Source organism: Desulfopila sp. IMCC35006, from assembly GCF_005116645.1.
Taxonomy (GTDB): Bacteria; Desulfobacterota; Desulfobulbia; order Desulfobulbales; family Desulfocapsaceae; genus Desulforhopalus_A.
This window is the reverse complement of sequence record NZ_SWCM01000002.1, coordinates 165,717-185,053: the sequence shown is the minus strand read 5'-3', so window position 1 is coordinate 185,053 and position 19,337 is coordinate 165,717. Positions and strand designations below refer to the sequence as shown.

Genomic DNA, 19,337 nt, shown 5'->3' with positions numbered 1-19,337 from the left:
ATCTGCGTCAGCCAGCTGACCGGTTCTTTTCCATCTCCGTGATCCTGGCGGTGATTTTCATGATCGAGTCGGGATTGAGCGACATCGAATCAATGCCTTCCCGTACCAGAAATTCGGCAAAATCGGGATAGTCGCTGGGCGCCTGGCCGCAGATACCGCTGTGGCGGTTGTTGCGTCTGGCACCCTGGATAGCCATGGAGATTATCTTCATCACGCCGGCATCCCGCTCGTCGAAATCGTGGGCGACCAGGGCCGAATCCCGATCGACCCCAAGGGTCAGCTGGGTCAGGTCGTTGGAGCCGATGGAAAAGCCGTCGAACAGCCTGCTGAATTCATCAACCAGCAGGACGTTATTGGGGATCTCGCACATCACATAGACCTCGAGTCCGTTTTCGCCGCGTACCAGTCCGTTCTTTGCCATCTCGGCCAGTACTTTTTCGCCCTCATCGACCCGACGGCAGAAGGGGATCATGATAATGAGATTGGTCAGCCCCATCTCGTCGCGAATCCGCTTCATCGCCAAACACTCGAGGGCAAAGCCTTCCCGGTATTTGTCGTCGTAGTAGCGCGACGCACCGCGAAAGCCGATCATCGGGTTGTCTTCCTCCGGCTCGAAGTATCGGCCGCCGAGAAGGCTGGCGTATTCATTGGTCTTGAAATCGCTCAGCCGCACTACCACCGGTTTTGGATAAAAGGCCGCGGCGATGGTCCCCGCACCTTCGGCAAGTTTGTCGACAAAGTAGTCCACTTTATTTTTGTAGCCAAAGGTGAGGGCACCAATTTTTTCCCGTTCGCTGGTGTCTGTTATCCGTTCAGGATGGACCAGGGCCATGGGGTGGATCTTGATATAGCTGTTGATAATAAACTCCATCCGCGCCAGGCCGACCCCGTCATTGGGGATTTTCGACAGGGAAAAGGCCATCTCCGGATTGGCCAGATTGAGCATGATCTTGGTCTTCGGCCGCTTCAAGTCGCTGAGACTGACGGTCTCCACATGGAAGGGGAGCATGCCGTCGTATACCGTTCCGTCGTCGCCTTCGGCACAGCTGACCGTCACATTCTGGCCGGTACTGATCTTTTCGGTGGCATCGACTGCGCCGACCACGGCCGGAATGCCGAGCTCGCGGCTGATGATGGCCGCATGGCAGGTCCTGCCTCCCTTGTTGGTGACAATGGCTGCCGCTGTCTTCATCACCGGTTCCCAGTCGGGCATGGTGGTATCGCTGATGAGGACCTCCCCTGGCAGAAACGAGGACAGATGTGCCACATCGTCAATCTTCCGGGCCCTGCCGCTGGCAATCTTTTCCCCCACGCTCTTGCCCCTCGACAGCACCGGACCTTTGGTGTCGAGATGATACACCTCGAGGATATTTAGAGATTTCTGCGATTCGACGGTTTCAGGCCGTGCCTGGACAATAAACAGCTCCCCGCTCAACCCGTCCTTGGCCCATTCTATATCCATAGGCCGGTCCTTTCCGGCTTTCTCCGAGTAATGGTTTTCAATGGTGATCGCCTGTCCGGCCAGACGCAGGACGTCATCGTCGCTCAGGCAGAAACGCTTCCGTTCCTGTTCGGGGACGTCGATATTTTCGGTCAGGGCCTTTGAGCCGAACTGGCCATAGATCATCTTGATCTTTTTTTCACCGAGATTTTTTCTGATGATCGGCCTGAACCCCTTTAACAGCGTGGGTTTGAAAACATAAAATTCATCGGGGTTTACCGCCCCCTGGACAACATTTTCGCCCAGGCCGTAAGCACCGGTAATAAAGACTACGTCACGAAAACCGGTCTCGGTATCGATGGTGAACATAACCCCGCTGCTGGCCAGATCCGACCGGACCATCTTCATGATGCCAATCGATAGTGCAACCTTGAAATGATCAAAACCATTGTCGATCCGGTAACTGATGGCCCGGTCGGTAAACAGGGAGGCAAAACATTTGCTGCAGGCCTCCTTGAGGGCAGCGTAGCCGCTGACATTGAGGTACGTTTCCTGCTGCCCGGCAAACGAGGCGGTGGGCAGATCCTCGGCCGTTGCCGAACTCCGTATGGCAACGTGGGTCTCCGGGCCATACTCCTCGCAGAGGCTGTCATAGGCCGCTTTTATCTCCGCCCATAAATCATCGGGAATCCCGGCGCCGACAAGAAGCTCGCGGGCCTTTTTCCCCCGAATTGCCAGATTGTCGACATCCGTCTTGTCCAGACCAGCCATGGCGTCTCGCAGTGGCTCGAGTATCGATGCCGAATGAACCACATGCCAGTATGCTGCAGCCGTTGTCGCAAAACCATTGGGAACCTTTACCCCTTGCGGGGTAAGTTCACAGTACATTTCCCCCAGGGACGCATTTTTGCCGCCAACCAGGGGAACATCCTCAAGAGTAATTTCTTTAAACCAGCGTATATAATTCGCATCCAGCTTCATTTGTTTTTCTCCAGGACGGACTGAGCCGTCAATTCTGACTTACAACGTTTGCAGCATTTCTTTACCGACAATTTAAATGGCTTTTATAATTGGATAGGCCGGGGACGACGCCGTCAGTAACGGCTGGGTGCCAATCGGCGACGTGAGAAGAGCGGTTTGTTTCCTGTGCAGAAATGGAAAATGCTTATCGAAGTAAAGTGATTTATGACTTGCCGCTGCACCGGAATCAACGCCCCTGCGTACCATTTTTGAATCATCTTTTTTTCTCATAGTTTTTTCCCCTTTGTTTTTTCTGTCATACTTTCAAGTACAGTCCGATCCGTTCCTGATAGATCTGGCTTTGACCAACTTGATAACTGCGGCCTCGACATCATCACCGGAAAAAGGTTTTGTCAGCAGAAAATCGATTCCTTTGCCATGAATATCAGCAAAAGCAGTGTTATTGCCGTACCAGCTAATGAGGATTTTTATCGCATCGCAGCAACGATCGTTTACTATCTTGAAGAAAATGAGGCCGTTCATGTCGGGCAATAATTCTTCACAAAGGATGACGTCATACGGTTCGGTGCTTACTGCCTTCAACGCCTGTGCACCATTTTCCACGGTGTCCAGGCGACAATGACGTGACCCGAAAAATAGTGACAGCGATTTTCTGATCCCTTCATCGCCATCGATAAGAAGCATTTTTTTATGGGTTAAAATCAAGATGTTCCTCACTAGCGCCGTTCAAAGATCCTTACGGGACAAGTTCCTCCACGAAAGCACTCTCCATGGTTCTCGTCAGTATTGGATGTTGCAGAAACTATGCCAGCCGATAGTGACTCGTTTGCCAGTTGCCGGTCGGGTTTTTTGAGGGTGGGGAGTGGGTGGCTGGTGTGAGGTGGGGGAAACTGCTAAAATTGTTATTTTGAGTTGCAGATTTTTGCAGATTATTTTGGGTGGTGGGGGTGGGGTGCTTAGTGGTGGTGAAGCTGTCTTTCGAGAGGATTGGATCACTTACCCCGCTGGATGGCGGGGTAAGTGATTTGCTGGTGGTTTGGGTAATCCCGCTCAACAGCTTTGCGGGACTCTGTTTCGTACCCCCTTGAGGGGTGTAGGTTTGGAGGTCGTCTCATTAATCCCGCCCAACAGCATTGCGGGTGATGTTCGGAGGTGGTCTCACTAATCCCGCCTAACAGCATTGCGGGACTCTGTTCAGTACCCCCTTGAGGGGTGTAAGTTCATTCTTCTCATTCTCACTAATCCCGCCTAACAGCATTGCGGGATAAGTTCATTCACGAAATAATATTCTTGTGCACAGCACACAAGAATATTATTTCTAATTCACTAAAATTCCCCCATGTGAGCAAACTCGGCGTTTTCAAGCCATTCCTGCGGTCTGGCGACGAAGTCGATCACGTTTTCCAGCAGTCGGTAATGGCGCCGTTCTTCCTTGGCGAATGCGAGAAACACCTGCTTTTCGTCGGCAGAATCGGTCTCAGCCGCTTTTTTCTCATAGAAGGTATACGCTTCCTTTTCGGCTTCCATTGCTTTCTGGTAGGCTTCGGTCTGCGGGGTTTCGGCGGTTACATCCAGGCCCCCGGCGTCTTTCAGCTCAACGAAGATATTTTTCACCTTATCGAACACATTGCTTTCGCTGACCGGAACCGGAGTTTTCTCATAATATTTTTTAAAGGTCTTGTAGTGCTCCACTTCTTCGTCTGCCAGGGTTGTGAAAATCTTCTGCAAGCCGGGATTCTTGGTTTTTGCGGCAATCTGCCGATAAAAGGCTTCCCCGTCTTTTTCCATCTGCATCGCAAATTCAAATACGTTCATGATAAGTCTCCTCATTTTTTTTAATGCGCTATGCGGCAACTGTCGTTGCGGACAAATCTTACCACACGAAACTTTCTGGCTATGTTATAGTAATACGATCCTAATAGTGAAAGAAATATTTCTGAAAACATAACTTCTTCTAACCATATCTGGATGAGAAAATTATGAAACCCGCAGAAATTTCAGCCCTAGTCCTGCAGGCAATTGCCCAGATTGCCCCAGAAGCGAATCTTGAAAACCTGGATCCGGCGGCCCGGTTCCGGGACCAGTTCGACTTCGACTCAGTCGACTGTGTGAACCTGGTGCAGCATCTCCAGCAGGCACTCAAGGTGAAAATCCCGGAAACAGACTACCCGCAACTGATAACCCTGGACGGCTGCGTTGCCTACCTGGAAAAATTATCGGGCGGCAAGTGAGACGGGCGAATAGTACAGGCCTTAGAGTTTTAGTAAAACCTGCTTGATGCCTGGGTCTTCCCGGTCCGATCTGATTTCAAAATCGAATACGCGACAGAGCTTGAGCATCGATCTGTTGTCACCCAGGACCTCGCCGTAAATCTCGCCAATGCCCTGACTGCGGGCATACTCGATTATGCGTCGCAGCAGCATGGGTCCGAGACCCAGGCCGGTCATGTCATGGAGCAGCATGATGGCAAACTCCGCCCGTTCCTTGTCCGGGTCGGCGGTGATCTGCACAACGCCATACAGTTCCGGCTCTCCAACGGGATTTTTCCCCTCCACAACTAAAGACATTTCCCGGTCGTAATCGATCTGGGTCAGCCGCGCCGCCAGGCTATGCGGCAGCGTATTCATCGGATGCAAAAACCGCAGGCGGATTTCTTCCGGGGTGAGTCCGGCAAAGATATTTTGAAAATTCGGCTCGTCTTCCGGTCGGATCGGCCGGATCAGCAGGAGCTGCCCATCCGGCAGGCGCAGACTTTCTTCCAGCTCCTTGGGGTAGGGCAGTATCGCCAGCCGGTCGACTGCCGCACCCTCCGCCTTGGCCACCCTGACACGGGCATCGAGAGCCAGCACCCCATGTTCATCGGCCAGCAGCGGATTAAGATGCAGTTCGGCCACTTCGGCGATATCACAGATCAATTGCGATACCTTTATCAGGGTCAGTTCAATGGATGCAAGATCCGCGGCCGGTATTCCCCGGTAACCCTGCAAAAGCCTGTACACCCTGGTCTGCGATAGCGCATCATGGGCCAGATGCAAATTGAGCGGCGGTAGGGTGAGTGCTTTGTCGCCGATGACCTCGTCGGCAATCCCCCCCTGACCGACCATAAGAACCGGACCGAACAGTTCGTCCTCCACCATACTGATCGTCAATTCAAGGGCATGGGGACGATGCACCATCGGCTGAACCGTAAACCCCTCTATGTGCGCATCGGGCCGTATTTCTGTCACCCGCTGCAGCATGGCAGCAGCGTTCTCCCGCACCACCACCGGGGTTTCAAGATTGAGGCTGACCCCGCTCACCTCGGATCGATGCGTAATATCGGCGGAGAGGATTTTAAGCGCCGTTAACCCGCCTATTTTGCCAGCCAGCTCGGCCGCCGTTTCCGGAGAGCTGGCCGTATAGGAATCGACGAAGGGGATAGCGTAGGCGATGAGGAGTTCCCTGGCCTCCGCGCTCGACAGCCAGGTACGGTTGTCCGCCAGTGCACCGGCGATGATCTGCCTGGCCCCGGAGGTGTCCGGGGTAAAACTATCGGCGATGCTGGGCGGTGTTTCCATCAGCATTTGCTGACTTTTCCGGTAGCGCACTATCTGCATGAATCCGCGCACGGCCTCGGTAGGGGTGGCATAGGTGCAGATGTTGTTTTGCGCAAAAAGAGTGCGGGCCTCGGCAACCGAGGCATCGCCCAGCCAGCAGGTCAATACCGCTTTCTGCCGGTAGGTGGACGTTCGGCCATTAACCGTATTTATTACCGCCTCGGCCGTCGTGGTGGGCGAGGTCAGGGCGGTGGGGCAGTGGAGCAGCAGAATGGCGTCTGTTTCTTTGTCCTGGTCGAGAATTCTCAGGGCATCGGCATAGTGGTTGTCGGCCGCATCACTGTCGATAACTATCGGGTTGGTCTGGGACCAGCTGGCTGCAGGAAGCTGGTCAAGGCTTTCCATGGTTGCCTGGCCCGGCAACGCCAGCTGGCCGCCGCGATCGATCAGGGTGTCGGCAGCCATGACGCCAATACCGCCGCCATTGCAAACAATTGCCAGGCGGTCCCCGGCTACCTGCCTGGTCATGGCAAGAGTCTGGACCGCATCGAATAAGGCCTGTAAATCTTTAACCCGCAGTATGCCTGCCCGCCGGAAGACAGCTTCGTACACTGCATCGGAACTGGTGGTCACTCCGGCAGGGGCATCTGCAAACCGGCACCTCTCACCACTTTCTCCCGTTTTTACCACAATCACCGGTTTATTGCGGGCGGCTGCCCGGGCGGCGGAGAGAAATTTTCGGGCATTGGTTGCATTTTCAAGATACAGCAGGATTGCCCGGGTGGAGTAATCGTTTGCCAGATAATCGAGCATATCGCCAAAATCGACATCGATCATATCGCCCAGGGAAACACAATGGGAAAAACCGATTTTTCGTGAGGTGGCCCAGTCGAGCACCGTTGTCAGGACGGCCCCGGATTGCGACACAAAGGCAATGTTTCCGGGCAGGGGATGAAGATGGCCAAAGCCGGCATGCAGGCCGATTCCGGGTACCATTATGCCCAGACAGTTTGGTCCGAGGATGCGCAGCAGATGCGGCCTGGCTGCGCTCAACATGGCGCTGTTCACTTTTTGGCCCTGTGGCCCGGCGATTGTCGCAAGCCTTGGCGCAGTGATCACCGCCGCCTTCGTGCCCCGCTTACCAAGTTCGTCAATCAGACCCGGCACTGTATCCGGCGGCGCGGCAATTACCGCCAGATCAGGGGCCAGGGGAAGGCTGGCAATATCCCGGTAGGTGGCGATACCTTCACTGTTCTGGTTTATATGGTTGATGGGAAAGATCTCGCCCTTGAACCCGGCACCGAATACATTCCCGGTCAGCACGCCGGCGACGGTGCCGGGGGTCTGGCTGGCGCCGATCAGGACTATCGACTTCGGGTCAAAGAGAAAATTGAGGTTTCTGATCGTCATAACTGCATCTCCGAAAAACTATTTTTTATTGTTACCCTCGAGCTCCAGCGTCGAAATATCGCCTAACGGCAGACCCATTTCCCGGGCCTTTAACAGGCGTCGCATGATTTTTCCGGCCTTGTTCTTGGGAAGATGGGCCTTGAATTCAATCTCTCTTGGGGCGATCGCCGGGCCGAGCAGGCGGCGGGTGAAGCCGATCAACTCCAGACGCAGCTGGTCATCGGCAGTAATGTCCGGCTTGACCGCGACAAAGGCCTTGACCAGCTCCCCCAGCATGGCATTGGGCTTGCCGATCACCCCGGCTTCGGCGACCGCCGGATGGGTCATCAAAAGACTTTCCACTTCAAAGGGGCTGACCAGATGACCCGCAGTCTTGATGATATCGTCGGCCCGGCCGACAAACCAGAAGTACCCGTCGGCATCCCGCCGAACCAGATCGCCGGTGAGGTAATAGTCGCCAGCAAAGCATTTAGTATACCTGTCCTCCTCATGCAGATAGCCGCGAAACATCGACGGCCAGCCGGGACGCAAGCCCAGTTCTCCCTGGACCTCAACGTCTTCGATAATTTCTGCCGAATCATCAACTCGTCGCACGACAGCTGCTTCAATGCCGGGCAGGGGACGACCCATGGAACCCGGTCGAATCTCCAGGGCCAGATAGTTGGCGATCATGATGCCCCCGGTCTCCGTTTGCCACCAGTTGTCGTGGATTGGCAGGCCAAGGACATTCTGCCCCCATAACACCGCCTCAGGGTTGAGAGGTTCGCCCACACTGTGAATTGCCCGCAGGTGGTGTAAGTCGAAGATTTCCAGGGGCTTGATATCCAGGCACATCAACCGCCGCACGGCGGTCGGCGAGGTATACCAGATGGTGACCTTCTCGCTCTCGAGAATGTTGTACCAGCGTTCCGCATCAAACTCTTCCGCATCGATGATGTTGGTGACCCCGCAAACCAGCGGGGCGATAATGCCATAGGAAATACCGGTGACCCAGCCGGGATCGGCCGTGCACCAGAAGATATCGTCCCCATGAAAATCCAGCACATATCTGCCGGTGATATAATGGGTCAGTACCGCCTTGTGCGCGTGCAGGGCTCCCTTGGGCATGCCGGTTGTGCCGCTGGTAAAGTGCAGCAGGGCGATATCTTCCGGGTCGGTTGGCGGAAGAGTAAAAGAAGAGGAAACCGCGGCCATTTGGCCGGGCAGTGACCACACCCCTTCCTGCAGATCTTCTGCAACATCGGCAAGGAGCACATGCGCAAGCTTCGGCAGACGCTTGCGCAAGGCTGCAATTTTCTGTTGATAGAGCCGGGACGTCGTTACCAGAACCTTGGCATCTCCACGCTGCATGCGCTGATAAACTGCCTCCGGGCCAAATGCCGAAAAGAGCGGACAAAAGACACTGAGGTTTTTCCAGGCCCCCAGGGCGGCAAAATAGAGCGCCGGAATCCGGTCGGTAAAGCAAAATACCGTATCCCCTTTGCCGACACCCAACTGGTCCAGGAGGTTGGCAAACCGGTTGGACTCTTCCTGGAGATCGCGATAACTGAAATCGATGGTGGTCCCGTCACCGCCAAGCCAGCGCAGAGCCAGATGCGCAGACAAGGGTCCATCGGCATGCCGGTCTACCGCCAGATGGGCAATATTCAACCCCGCACTGCCCTCGGAGCCATCTAGTTCACGCAGAACATCCTCCCAGGAAAAATTTGCACAAGTCTGATCATAATCCACCAAATGTGGTTGAGGGGTCAAAGCCTCTGGAATTTTTTTTATTGGGGGCCAGTGCATAGTCTCTCCTTTTCGCATAAGGTGGAAATGAAGGAAACAGCCTGTGCAACGGTACAGTCAGCACTGAGAAGCCAGTAGTGGCATCGATATTATAAAAAGATGGTTTCCATACCCTTTCGGTGCCTTCTCAACGATAATCTTTGCAGAATCTATGCCAGCTTATACCCCCCAGCACGAGCCCATTTTTTCAGCAACATGCTCATTTTGCCTGGTTGCATCAGCAGAACCATGAGGGGTCGAAGTGCGAGGATCAATCCCCCCATAAACAGCCCGTCTCAATTGTCGGTTTTCATAGCAGATATCCAACCTGAACCAGTTATTTCCAACATATCCCAGCCTCCGTCTAACAGTCGATATTTCCCCAAATGACGCAAAGAGCGCAGATAATAGGCCCAATTTGGCTAATAATTGTATTCAAAAATAACAGAACGCCCTGTTATACAGACGCGATATAACAGGGCTATATTACCAAAAAGCGGCATAATAAATTCCTAACTGAATTTTCTTGCAAGTGACAAATATCTCACTTATTATGCAGAAATATTATTTAATTTCTATGAGATATGAAGGAACACCCAGACAGGGTTACAGGGTTACAGTGGATCATGCAGCTTTATCGCCTGTGTTCTCCCCGTCAAAGAAGCATCAAAATTGCCACGATTGATTCGATATCCCCCGAAAAGCCAACGCGGCATATTAAATGTTAGGTATTCAATGATTGATGAAAGTGTAGACATAGTTGCTTGTTCAAATTGTTTCGAAGATCACGGTTTAAAAATAGATGCTCAAAAAATTGGAATAGTCGATGATATAACTTGTCCTGTATGCAAAGCAGTGGACGGCTATAAGCTAAAAATGGTGCATCTAGAAACGCTAGCATATGGCTATTTCGTTTGGGGATCATTAGTACGTTGTGATTACGGAGCCGCTCCTTGTGTGCAATTCAATAATCATCAAAAAAATAGCATAGGAGTACCTGAATGGTGTAAAAACGACGTAAATTTAATAAGTCAAATATTAGGTGTAGGCTTTTTTCATTATGGTCCTCGAATGTGGATGGTGGGTGAAGTTGAACCATTGAAAGATCTGCAAAAAGATGCCACTCGGCCACAAATTGTTAAACGAATAGTGTCTGAGTATCCTCAAAGGATTTTAGACCAAAATACTTTATTCTATAGAATCAGGAAGGAACCAAAAAAACCAACTAATCCTGAGGAGTACGATAGTCCACCATCTAATTTGTCAGGTTCAGGAAGATTCGAATCAAATAAAATACCTGTTTTGTATGCTAGCCCTGACTTAGAAGTTTGCGTTCATGAGAGTAGATTTACGGCAGAGGATGAATTGTACGTGGCAACGCTTTCCGCATCATCTGAGCTAAACCTGCTTGATATGTCTGTACTGCTAAATGAGGGAAATGGCGTAACGGAGTTTGAAAGCCTTGATATGGCAGTTCATATGTTATTTCTTGCATCATCTCATTCATATCACATAACAAAAAGCATTGCAATTTCTGCACATGATGCAGGTTATGACGGAATAATATATCCTTCGTATTTCAGTTTACTACGTACGGGAGCAACGCCTTTCGAAACTGTTTATGGAATTTCGCATAGGATGATACCTCAGTATAGGGATTATGAAGAAGCAAAATCAATTCCAAATTTGGCAATATTTGGTAGGCCTGTCGCTGAAGGTAAAGTTAGCATAAAGTGCATTAATAAGCTAATTATGCGTAAAGTTTCGTATGACTTCCACTTTGGAATTGCTGAAGTATTATAATATTTACCTAACCAGTTATTCCACTGGGTTTCGCAAACAGCGCGAAACCAGTGAATTCAATGTTGAGCCTGTAGGAAAAGGTAAAAAGTATCGTAAAAACTGACCTTTACTGGTATGATATCACGTAAAACCAGCCAGTTGACCACTCAGTCATGACAAACAGGGGAGGGAAGCTGTGGCAAAATACCAGCCGTACCCTAATTCCCACGATCAGTTTATCCCTGTCTTTTTCATCAAACAGATCCAGGAGGGTACCTTTGCGTACTCCCTCTGTTATCTCATCGATAGCAAGCTGGATCTTTGCTTCTCTGATCAAAGATTTCCCAATAACGCGACGGATGCACCTGTTTTCCAGGATATAGGAAATATCATGGGACGAGCTGCCAATACTTTTGACCAGTCTGCCTCGGACAATGGTGCAGTGTGGTCAACTCCATGAAGTACGTCTCACAAGACGCAGCACTCAAAGGAAACCACTATGCACGACATACCAGAAGTAATGCAAAGCATCCAGCTGACGGGACACGGCGACCTGGGGATCGATATAGCAGATGCGGGGTAAAGATTAAGCGTAAGGAAACGGCAGAGGGCAGGGATCTACGGATTTCAACTAAACAATGAATCAACCGGGTACATTCAATGGCATCCATAATACAAGAAATAGGTACACCTCTCCAGCTCGCGGCCCTGTTCCTTCTCCTGGTCTTTGGCGTGTTACGGCTTCTGGTGCGCTCGGGAAAATGGACTCCTTCTGCGGCGATCAATCGCCTCGTCATCAACCGTATCTTCCAGACGGCCATCATTGCATTGGTCCTTGGCGTGCTCAGTTCCACATTGGGACCATCATTTAATCGCTGGATGAACAGCAGTGAAGTCTTCCATGGGGCAGTTCTGTCAACGACGGGTGACCCCATTGCCGGCGCGACTGTCAATCTGATAACCATCGCGACGGTATCGACCAATGGGGTCGGCCAATTCGACATTACCGTGCCCCAAGATCGAATGCAGAAGGAATACAAACTTCAGGTCAAGGCGCCCGGCTATGAAACACCCGATGTTATGACGAAAAGCGCCGCGGAGATGCAAAATGTCGAGATACGTCTGCAGCCGGCTCCTCCGGAACTTGTCAAGACCCTCGGACCGCCGCTGTATATCGGGCAATATTTTGGAAATCCTTTTGCTTTGGTGTCTCTGCGGGTCGAGAATGCCGGTGCATCCTTGACCACGATCAACGAAATACGCGCCACCTTGGTAACCAAAGATGCTTCATTCGTTCTGTCACCTGCCTTCTGGACAATCGTTAATCCGTTTGGCCCTTTTGCCCCGGTAACGGGGCCGTTCCCGATTCTTGCCGGGGCCAGGCTGGATCTGCGAGTGTTTCTGATGCCGGGTATGAACTTTGCCAGTCTCTACAGCAAGGTTGGTGCCTTGCCGGAATATAAGCTGCAGCCGCCATGTGTGCAGAAATTCAACGGCTCGGTCGATCCAATGAGCGACGATGCCTACGCGATTTCCAAGGCGTTCGCCGAAGAACATTTCGCCTGGCGCGAAGGGGAATGGCATTTGAAGATTGACGTGGTTGCAGAAAATCAAGCCAAGACTTTCCATCGCGATTTTTCTCTTTCCAGTGGTGAGGTCGATCGTCTTCGTGCCTCCATTGCCCTGCTGAAGCAGTGCCTGTCGGCAAATACGGCAGCCCCCCTGGCCCAGGACAAAGGCATGGCGAATTTTTTAGAAAAATAAAGGTGCCGGGCAATTTTTATCGGAATGGAAGGGTGTGCGCTGTTCGTTTTTCGGGTCTCTGCAGCCAAGGACGGCTGCAGCGAAGCCCCCCAGGGATGGGTTTACGGCGTCCCGGGAAACGAACAGCGCACACCCTGGATCAGTTATATGTGAATATGAGGACTTTTGCTGAGGCGATTAGATGGTTGAACTACAGGCAACGGTGCTTTCTTGACTACGGGGGACATCAGCACAATACGTTATAGATAAAAGGAGCATTCAATGTAATGAAAATTCGATCGGGCCAATGATCATAAATCTTCCTGGGGAAATAAAACATGGGATACGAAGAAAAGATCTGGCTGCAGCATTATGAAAAAAATGTTCCCGCCGGGCTCGAATATCCACAGGTGCCGCTGTATGATTTCCTGGAACAGGCGACGAAAAAATTTCCCGACAACCAGGCACTTTCCTATCTGGGACGTCGCATCAGTTACGCCGAACTTGATACACTGGTCAACAAAGCGGCCAACATGCTCCTCCAGCTTGGGGTACGTAAAGGCGACAGGGTGGCGATCTATCTGGCCAATACACCCCAGTTTATCATTGCACTCTACGGGGCTTTAAAAATAGGAGCCATCTCCGTTCCGGTCAATCCGCTCTTCCAGTCCTCCGAAGTGGCATATGAACTCAATGACTCTGGTGCTGAAACCATCATTGTTATGAGCCGTTTCTATCCGATCATCCAGAAGATAAGAAAGAACACCGGATTAAAAAACGTTATCGTCACCAATGTCAAAACGTACTTTCCGGCAATTACCAGAATCCTTTTCACCCTCCTGAAAGAAAAAGAGGATCGGGTCACCCTCGATGCGGCAGATCATGATTGGAATACATTGCTGAGGCAATGTTCTGCTGCCAGACCCAAAATCAACGTCAATCATGAAGACATTGCCATTCTCCAGTATACCAGTGGCACGACCGGAACGCCAAAAGGCGTCATGCTGAGCCACTATAACCTCGTCGTCAATGCACTCCAATGTAAGAGCTGGGTCACCGATATTGTCGACGGCGAGGAAGTCACCCTTGGCTGGCTCCCGTTCTTTCACAGCTTCGGCATGACTGCCTGCCTCAGTTTTACCATCTCCTGTGCGGGCGAACTGGTCCTGATTCCCAACCCCAAGGATCTGGCCTATATTCTCAAAATGATCGAAAAAGAGCATGTAACGATCCTGCCGGGCGTACCGACTATGTATGCTGCGCTTGGGAATTACCCAAACGTCGCAAAATATAATCTCAAATCCATCAGAGCCTGCCTCAGCGGCGGTGCACCGCTGTCGAAGAGTGTTCAACAGAGATTCGAGACGGTCACCGAAGCTCAGCTGGTTGAAGGATACGGCCTCTCCGAAGCGTCACCTGTTACGCACTCCAATCCGATCAACGGGGTCAATAAAACAGGATATATCGGTATTCCCATGCCGGATACTGCGTGCAGGATCGTCGATATGGAAACGGGAAGGCAGGATGTCCCGGCAGGCAAAGAAGGCGAACTGATTGTCAAAGGCCCCCAGGTCATGAAAGGCTACTGGCAACACCCCGAAGCCACGGATAGAGTACTCCGGGACGGATGGCTCTATACCGGAGATATCGCCAGGATGGACGAGGATGGCTATTTCCAGATCATTGACCGGGCGAAAGATATCATAATCGTCAAAGGGTTCAATGTGTACCCAACGGAGGTGGAAACAGTCATCTGCACCCACCCCGGTGTGCAGGACGCCGCAGTTGTCGGCATACCGGATGAATACAGTGGTGAAGTAATCAAGGCGTACGTGCTGCTCAAAGAGGGGAAAAGTGCAGAAAGCGAGGAGATTACCGAATACCTTAAAAGCCGCATTGCACGTTTCAAAGTCCCTTCATCCATAGAATTTGTCGAGTCACTGCCAAAGAATGTCATGGGGAAACTCCTTCGACGCAAGCTGCTTGAAGGGGAGGTTGCAAGAAAAAATGCTCCATTCTGAGAAAAGAACGGCAAATAGTCGACATAGGTGCTTCCGCAAAGGGATACAACATGAGCTTAGCCAACCCTTTCATCTGCCAGTTTATTAAATACGCCTTAGCCGGTGTTCTTGCCGGCATTACCCATATCATAGTTTTTCATCTTGTTGCCTGGAAGATCTTTCCCGCATTGCAGGAAAAGGATCACGCTGTTCGGTTTTTCAATCTGACCATCCGGAAAATCAATGACGCCACGAGGGCCCGCAATTCGATGATCGGCAATTTTATCGCCTTTCTCTTTGCCAACATGGTTGCCTATGTCATCAACATTCTCTATGTCTTTCAAGGCGGCAAATACCATTTCGTTGTTGAAATCCTGCTCTTTTATGCGGTTTCGAGCGTAAGTACTTTCCTTGGCACAGTGTTGATGGGTATCCTCATCAGGCGCTTTGGCCTCCTCACCACCTACGCCTTTGCCTCCAACATTTTGACCGCAGTCATTTTCAACTTCGCCATGCGCAAGTTTTTTATTTTTAAAGGCTAGAGAACAAAAGTGAGGTCGGTCATGCAATAAGCAGCAGTTTTCCTGCAATGCTCTGAAAAATTGTTTTACGAGTACAACGCCATCTGATCCGACACCTTCTCATGAGCGGCCTTTTTAGTTGTATTCGTTCAGTATGTTCTTATCCTTTAACTGATGTCGGCAAGTTATTTCGTCGATACTCCTATTGCTGATGCTTTTCCACTCCTTTACTTACTCTGACAAGGGGGGCGCCATGCAATCACCAGTTCACATCCAGTTTAAAAATATCGATGGATTCTCACCCTGTTCCCGGCGGACGACAGCGGCACGATCGAACGTTCTGACGGAAAGGAAATCCCTTTTCACCGGAACAGTCTTCCCGCCGGTGATTTTGACCATCTGGCGGTCGGTATGGAGGTCCGCTTTGTGCAACATGAAGACAGTGAAGTCCCCAGGGCAAGAAGCAGTGTTCGGGTGATCGGCAGACACCATATCGCCCAGTTGGCCATGGGCTGTCTGATTTTCACCCCTGACAAGCCCGAAACACACGAGATACGCCGATCTTTTCGCTGTGGGAGGAACTGCTATGATACTGCGCAGATGGGTTCCCTGGAAACGGATAATTAGCTCGCTTGCCCGATCCCGAGGGTTTATTGATCCGGTTTCGCTGCTGTCCCGCCTGGAGGGCTTCGGACAGCCTCTGGAAGTTCGGGAACCGCTGGAACTGCTGCGGGCCGGTATGGTCTTTCACGCCCGTGGACTGTTGAATACCGGTGCCATTCAACACAATCTTGACTGGGTCTGGCCCTATTGGGTAGAACGCCAGTATAATCCCCATGATGATGCCTTTATTCCCCGATCATTTTCCATAACCCACGTCAACCTGACTTGCCGGAACTGGACCGCAGTTGGCATTCCCGGCATTGATGCACTGCCAATCGTCGATCCTCGGGGCCTGGTTACCCCCTTCTGGGACGGCTGGTCCATCGATGCCTGGATTGTGACGGACCAGGGGGAAAACATTTATCCGTCCAGACTTGCTGCCGTTAACCAGTATCTCGATATGATCGGGGCAGTTGCCGTGGTGACGGTTGTAAACCACAAAAGCCTCCAGCTGATTTCCCGGGTGACGGCTCAATTGCCGGAGGATGGTTCTCCCGCCTGTGTCATCGACCTGTCGGTGGGCAGTCAGGAATCCGGATGGCTGGTTGTCGCCCTGCGGCCGTATAATCCGGAAGGAGTCAGTTTTATAAATGATATCAATCTGCTGCCGGAAAAAGACGGCTGGCTGGTGGACAGGAAGCATCAGGTGAGGTTTTCCCGGCATCCGGATAAGACCAGTTTTTCCTATTACCGTCAGGGAGATGTGAAAAACAGCCTGTTCACCGCTCCTGATCGGCAGGATATCCAATGTCGTGTGGGGATGGCAACCGCCGCTGCCCTGTTCAGGGTATCCGAAGGAAATATCACGGTAAAAGCCACAATTCCTCTGGCCGCCGAAAGCAAACAGCATTCTGCCGAATCGATTGCCGGATGGAGCGGGGCGCTTGCCGAGGCGGCAGTGCTGGAAGTCCCGGAGCCATTGTTTCAATACCTCTATGATGCAGCATTGCGCTCACTTGTTCTGCATTCCCCCGCAGAGATCTACCCCGGTCCATTCACCTATAAACGATTCTGGTTCAGGGATGCGGTCTTTGCTCTGCATGCCATGCTCGCGGCTGGTTTACTGTCACGGGTGGAGCGCCTTCTCGACAGCTTCCCCGGCCGCCAGTCGGTAACCGGTTTTTTTCACTCCCAGGAGGGGGAGTGGGATTCCAATGGGGAGGTCCTGTGGATGTTCCGGCAATACTGTAGACTGTCGGGGAAGGCCCCCAGAAAGCAATGGAGTGACGCCATCCATCGCGGCGCGGAATGGATCATTCGCAAACGGCTGCCTGCTGGTACCGGGACCCCGTTTGCCGGCTTGCTGCCGGCCGGATTTTCAGCGGAACACTTAGGACCGAACGACTACTATTATTGGGATGATTTCTGGGGTGTGGCCGGCTTGCGGGCAGCAGCCGACTGGTTTGAACGAACAGGGGAATTGCCATTTGTCGAGCGTTTTCGCCGGGAGGCCGACCATCTCTTTGACTGTGTGCAGGAAAGCCTGGCTGGTGTCGCTCAAAGATTGAATCAGAAGGGGATGCCGGCCTCTCCCTTCAGGAGAATGGATCCGGGTGCGATTGGTTCCCTGGTCGCCGGGTATCCGCTGCAGCTTTTCGCCGCCAATGATCAGAGGCTGCTGGCCACCGTTGATTTTCTCCTTGAGCAATGCACTTTTCAAGGCGGCTTTTTCCAGGATGTCATCCATTCCGGGATTAACTGCTACCTGACGCTGCACATGGCCCAGATACTGCTGCGGGCAGGCGATCTCAGGGGACTCGCTCTCTTTCGTACCGTGGCCGAACTCGCCTCGCCAACCGGTCAGTGGCCCGAGGCCATACATCCTCGTACACTTGGCGGCTGCATGGGAGACGGTCATCATGTCTGGGCTTCGGCAGAGTGGGTGGTTATGCAGCGGAACAGCTTCGTCCGCGAAGAAGGGGAGAGTCTGGTGCTGGGAGCCGGTCTTTTCCGGGAATGGCTGTCCCAGCCCAAACCATTATCCTTCGGGCCGACCCCCACTCCCTTTGGCAAGGTGACGGTACGGGTTACGCCGGAGGATGACTCTATCACCGTTGCCTGGCAGGGGGAATGGCACTCTGTGCCCCCCCGGATATCTGTCTGCCTGCCAAATTTTCCCGTCGTTTTTCCGGAGGCCGGGGCCGCTCATGTGAAAATCAACAGGAGTGATAAAATATGAATATCGCCATGTTCACCAATACTTTTACTCCCCATGTGGGCGGGGTGGCCCGCAGTGTCCAGGGGCTGGTCGATGAACTGCGGCGGCTTGGCCACCACGTACTGGTGGTAGCGCCACGCTTTGAGGGTGTGGATGAAAACGAAAACGGTGTGCTGCGGATACCTGCGGTGCAGAACTTTAACGGGAGCGATTTTTCTTTGCCGATGCCGGTGCCGATAACAGTGGCCCGGGTCCTTAAAGATTTCCAGCCGGATATTGTCCACAGTCACCATCCTTTCCTCCTCGGCGAAACTGCCCTGCGGATTGCGGTCTCCTGTGATGTGCCTGTCGTCTTTACCCATCATACCCGCTACGAACAGTACACCCATTATCTGCCCGGCGATTCCGCCCCGCTTAAACATTTTGTCATTGACCTGGTAGGCGGTTACTGCAACCTCTGCAATGCGGTGATCGCTCCCAGCAGGTCGATTGCCGATATGCTGCAGGAGCAGGGGATTGAGGCACCGATTGAGGTGATTCCAACCGGCGTCGATCCCCTGTATTTTGCAGCATCGAAAGAAGACTCGTGGCGCGATCGGTTTGGTCTTGCAAAGGATGTTTTTATGGTCGGTCACGTCGGCCGCCTGGCTCCGGAGAAAAATCTTTCCTTTCTCGGGGACTCGGTCTGCAGGTTTCTGCAGCAGAACCCCGCCGCTCATTTTCTGCTCATTGGCGAGGGCCCCGCCAAAGAGGAGCTGATTGCGTCTTTTGCTCGACAGGGTCTTCAGGAAAGGATTCATCTGCAGGGGGTCCTGGATCGTCGCAGCCTGGCAAAAGCCTACCGCTGCATGGATGTGTTTGTTTTCACCTCGCAGTCAGAAACCCAGGGGCTGGTAATAGCCGAAGCCATGGCCGCCGGGACACCGGTGGTGGCGATTGATGCGCCGGGAGTCCGGGAGGTAGTCGTCGATACCGAGAACGGCCGGCTTCTTCCGGTCGAGGAACTCAGCAGTTTTGTTCAGGCCCTGGACTGGGTAGCGCAGCTTCCCGGGGAGAAGCGGGATCGACTGCGGCAAAATGCCAAGCAGACTGCGGAGCAGTTTTCCCTTGAGAACACTGTCCGGAAAATGCTTGACCTGTATAACAAATATATCAATGCTGAATCGTCCGTGCCGCAAATAAATGACAGCCTGTGGCAGAAAGCAGGAAAACGGATTTCCACCGAGTTTGAAATTTTAAAGAATTACGGACATGCAATAGAAGATACCATCCATTGGCTGCCCCTGACAAAAGAGCTGCAAAAACCAGAGGGACCAAAAGAGGACTGAGAGATCC

At 52.3% G+C, this 19,337-nt stretch carries 16 protein-coding genes; 9 read left to right on the top strand and 7 right to left on the bottom strand.

Annotated elements, in window-relative coordinates:
* Nucleotides 1-7: 7 nt before the first annotated feature.
* The 4 genes from ppsA to FCL47_RS04760 all read right to left on the bottom strand — a co-directional run bounded on the left by ppsA (nt 8) and on the right by FCL47_RS04760 (nt 4,237).
* Nucleotides 8-2,422: a phosphoenolpyruvate synthase gene (gene ppsA, locus FCL47_RS04775; RefSeq protein WP_136812337.1), complete on the bottom strand. Its 2,415-nt coding sequence runs from the start codon at nt 2,420-2,422 to the stop codon at nt 8-10.
* A 72-nt stretch (nt 2,423-2,494) separates the two neighbouring features.
* Nucleotides 2,495-2,692 carry a hypothetical protein gene (locus tag FCL47_RS04770; protein ID WP_136812336.1) on the bottom strand — a complete coding sequence of 66 codons (198 nt, stop codon included), beginning with the start codon at nt 2,690-2,692 and terminating at the stop codon, nt 2,495-2,497.
* Nucleotides 2,693-2,725: 33 nt separating this feature from the next.
* Nucleotides 2,726-3,127, bottom strand: coding sequence for a response regulator (locus FCL47_RS04765; protein ID WP_136812335.1), 402 nt, complete (start codon nt 3,125-3,127; stop codon nt 2,726-2,728).
* Between the two features lie 621 nt (nt 3,128-3,748).
* A complete protein-coding gene (locus FCL47_RS04760) occupies nt 3,749-4,237 on the bottom strand; it encodes a ferritin family protein (RefSeq protein ID WP_167496365.1) in 489 nt (162 codons plus the stop codon).
* Nucleotides 4,238-4,401: 164 nt separating this feature from the next.
* Between FCL47_RS04760 and FCL47_RS04755 the strand changes: the two genes are divergently transcribed.
* Nucleotides 4,402-4,653, top strand: a complete 252-nt coding sequence (locus FCL47_RS04755) for an acyl carrier protein (protein WP_136812333.1) — start codon at nt 4,402-4,404, stop codon at nt 4,651-4,653.
* 21 nt (nt 4,654-4,674) lie between these two features.
* On the opposite strand, the gene FCL47_RS04750 is transcribed toward FCL47_RS04755, so the two are convergent.
* Together FCL47_RS04750 and acsA are read right to left on the bottom strand one after the other, a co-directional pair.
* Nucleotides 4,675-7,368 (bottom strand): bifunctional acetate--CoA ligase family protein/GNAT family N-acetyltransferase, encoded by a 2,694-nt coding sequence (locus FCL47_RS04750; RefSeq protein ID WP_136812332.1) that lies wholly within the window; start codon nt 7,366-7,368, stop codon nt 4,675-4,677.
* A gap of 18 nt (nt 7,369-7,386) precedes the next feature.
* Nucleotides 7,387-9,156: an acetate--CoA ligase gene (gene acsA / locus FCL47_RS04745; protein WP_136812331.1), complete on the bottom strand. Its 1,770-nt coding sequence runs from the start codon at nt 9,154-9,156 to the stop codon at nt 7,387-7,389.
* Between the two features lie 714 nt (nt 9,157-9,870).
* Here acsA and FCL47_RS04740 point away from each other — a divergent pair.
* The 5 genes from FCL47_RS04740 to FCL47_RS04720 all read left to right on the top strand — a co-directional run bounded on the left by FCL47_RS04740 (nt 9,871) and on the right by FCL47_RS04720 (nt 15,202).
* Nucleotides 9,871-10,938, top strand: coding sequence for an RES family NAD+ phosphorylase (locus FCL47_RS04740; protein WP_136812330.1), 1,068 nt, complete (start codon nt 9,871-9,873; stop codon nt 10,936-10,938).
* A gap of 175 nt (nt 10,939-11,113) precedes the next feature.
* Nucleotides 11,114-11,377 (top strand): hypothetical protein, encoded by a 264-nt coding sequence (locus tag FCL47_RS04735; protein ID WP_136812329.1) that lies wholly within the window; start codon nt 11,114-11,116, stop codon nt 11,375-11,377.
* Between the two features lie 200 nt (nt 11,378-11,577).
* Nucleotides 11,578-12,681, top strand: coding sequence for a carboxypeptidase-like regulatory domain-containing protein (locus FCL47_RS04730; RefSeq protein WP_136812328.1), 1,104 nt, complete (start codon nt 11,578-11,580; stop codon nt 12,679-12,681).
* Nucleotides 12,682-12,998: 317 nt separating this feature from the next.
* Nucleotides 12,999-14,681: a long-chain fatty acid--CoA ligase gene (locus tag FCL47_RS04725; protein ID WP_136812327.1), complete on the top strand. Its 1,683-nt coding sequence runs from the start codon at nt 12,999-13,001 to the stop codon at nt 14,679-14,681.
* A 50-nt stretch (nt 14,682-14,731) separates the two neighbouring features.
* The gene (locus FCL47_RS04720) at nt 14,732-15,202 is read left to right on the top strand and encodes a GtrA family protein (protein WP_136812326.1); all 471 of its coding nucleotides are present in this window, start codon (nt 14,732-14,734) and stop codon (nt 15,200-15,202) included.
* 246 nt (nt 15,203-15,448) lie between these two features.
* Here FCL47_RS04720 and FCL47_RS24310 read toward each other — a convergent pair whose 3' ends face one another.
* Nucleotides 15,449-15,616 carry a hypothetical protein gene (locus FCL47_RS24310; protein ID WP_153306348.1) on the bottom strand — a complete coding sequence of 56 codons (168 nt, stop codon included), beginning with the start codon at nt 15,614-15,616 and terminating at the stop codon, nt 15,449-15,451.
* Between FCL47_RS24310 and FCL47_RS04715 the strand changes: the two genes are divergently transcribed.
* The 3 genes from FCL47_RS04715 to FCL47_RS04705 are packed head-to-tail and all read left to right on the top strand — an operon-like array spanning nt 15,608 to nt 19,330.
* Nucleotides 15,608-15,808: a hypothetical protein gene (locus FCL47_RS04715; protein WP_136812325.1), complete on the top strand. Its 201-nt coding sequence runs from the start codon at nt 15,608-15,610 to the stop codon at nt 15,806-15,808. The genes FCL47_RS24310 and FCL47_RS04715 overlap by 9 nt on opposite strands.
* Entirely contained in the window at nt 15,768-18,023 is a 2,256-nt protein-coding gene (locus tag FCL47_RS04710; protein WP_136812324.1) for a hypothetical protein, read from the top strand. Before FCL47_RS04715 ends, FCL47_RS04710 begins: the two co-directional genes overlap by 41 nt.
* On the top strand, nt 18,020-19,330 hold the full coding sequence (locus FCL47_RS04705; RefSeq protein WP_136812323.1) for a glycosyltransferase: 1,311 nt from the start codon (nt 18,020-18,022) through the stop codon (nt 19,328-19,330). Before FCL47_RS04710 ends, FCL47_RS04705 begins: the two co-directional genes overlap by 4 nt.
* Nucleotides 19,331-19,337 lie beyond the last annotated feature (7 nt).

What these genes read in the sequence shown, in the direction of transcription:
- ppsA (WP_136812337.1), bottom strand. Translation starts at nt 2,422, where the DNA reads ATGAAGCTGGATGCGAATTATATACGCTGGTTTAAAGAAATTACTCTT.
- FCL47_RS04770 (WP_136812336.1), bottom strand. Translation starts at nt 2,692, where the DNA reads ATGAGAAAAAAAGATGATTCAAAAATGGTACGCAGGGGCGTTGATTCC.
- FCL47_RS04760 (WP_167496365.1), bottom strand. Translation starts at nt 4,237, where the DNA reads ATGAACGTATTTGAATTTGCGATGCAGATGGAAAAAGACGGGGAAGCC.
- FCL47_RS04755 (WP_136812333.1), top strand. Translation starts at nt 4,402, where the DNA reads ATGAAACCCGCAGAAATTTCAGCCCTAGTCCTGCAGGCAATTGCCCAG.
- FCL47_RS04750 (WP_136812332.1), bottom strand. Translation starts at nt 7,368, where the DNA reads ATGACGATCAGAAACCTCAATTTTCTCTTTGACCCGAAGTCGATAGTC.
- acsA (WP_136812331.1), bottom strand. Translation starts at nt 9,156, where the DNA reads ATGCACTGGCCCCCAATAAAAAAAATTCCAGAGGCTTTGACCCCTCAA.
- FCL47_RS04740 (WP_136812330.1), top strand. Translation starts at nt 9,871, where the DNA reads ATGATTGATGAAAGTGTAGACATAGTTGCTTGTTCAAATTGTTTCGAA.
- FCL47_RS04730 (WP_136812328.1), top strand. Translation starts at nt 11,578, where the DNA reads ATGGCATCCATAATACAAGAAATAGGTACACCTCTCCAGCTCGCGGCC.
- FCL47_RS04725 (WP_136812327.1), top strand. Translation starts at nt 12,999, where the DNA reads ATGGGATACGAAGAAAAGATCTGGCTGCAGCATTATGAAAAAAATGTT.
- FCL47_RS04720 (WP_136812326.1), top strand. Translation starts at nt 14,732, where the DNA reads ATGAGCTTAGCCAACCCTTTCATCTGCCAGTTTATTAAATACGCCTTA.
- FCL47_RS24310 (WP_153306348.1), bottom strand. Translation starts at nt 15,616, where the DNA reads ATGTTGCACAAAGCGGACCTCCATACCGACCGCCAGATGGTCAAAATC.
- FCL47_RS04710 (WP_136812324.1), top strand. Translation starts at nt 15,768, where the DNA reads ATGATACTGCGCAGATGGGTTCCCTGGAAACGGATAATTAGCTCGCTT.
- FCL47_RS04705 (WP_136812323.1), top strand. Translation starts at nt 18,020, where the DNA reads ATGAATATCGCCATGTTCACCAATACTTTTACTCCCCATGTGGGCGGG.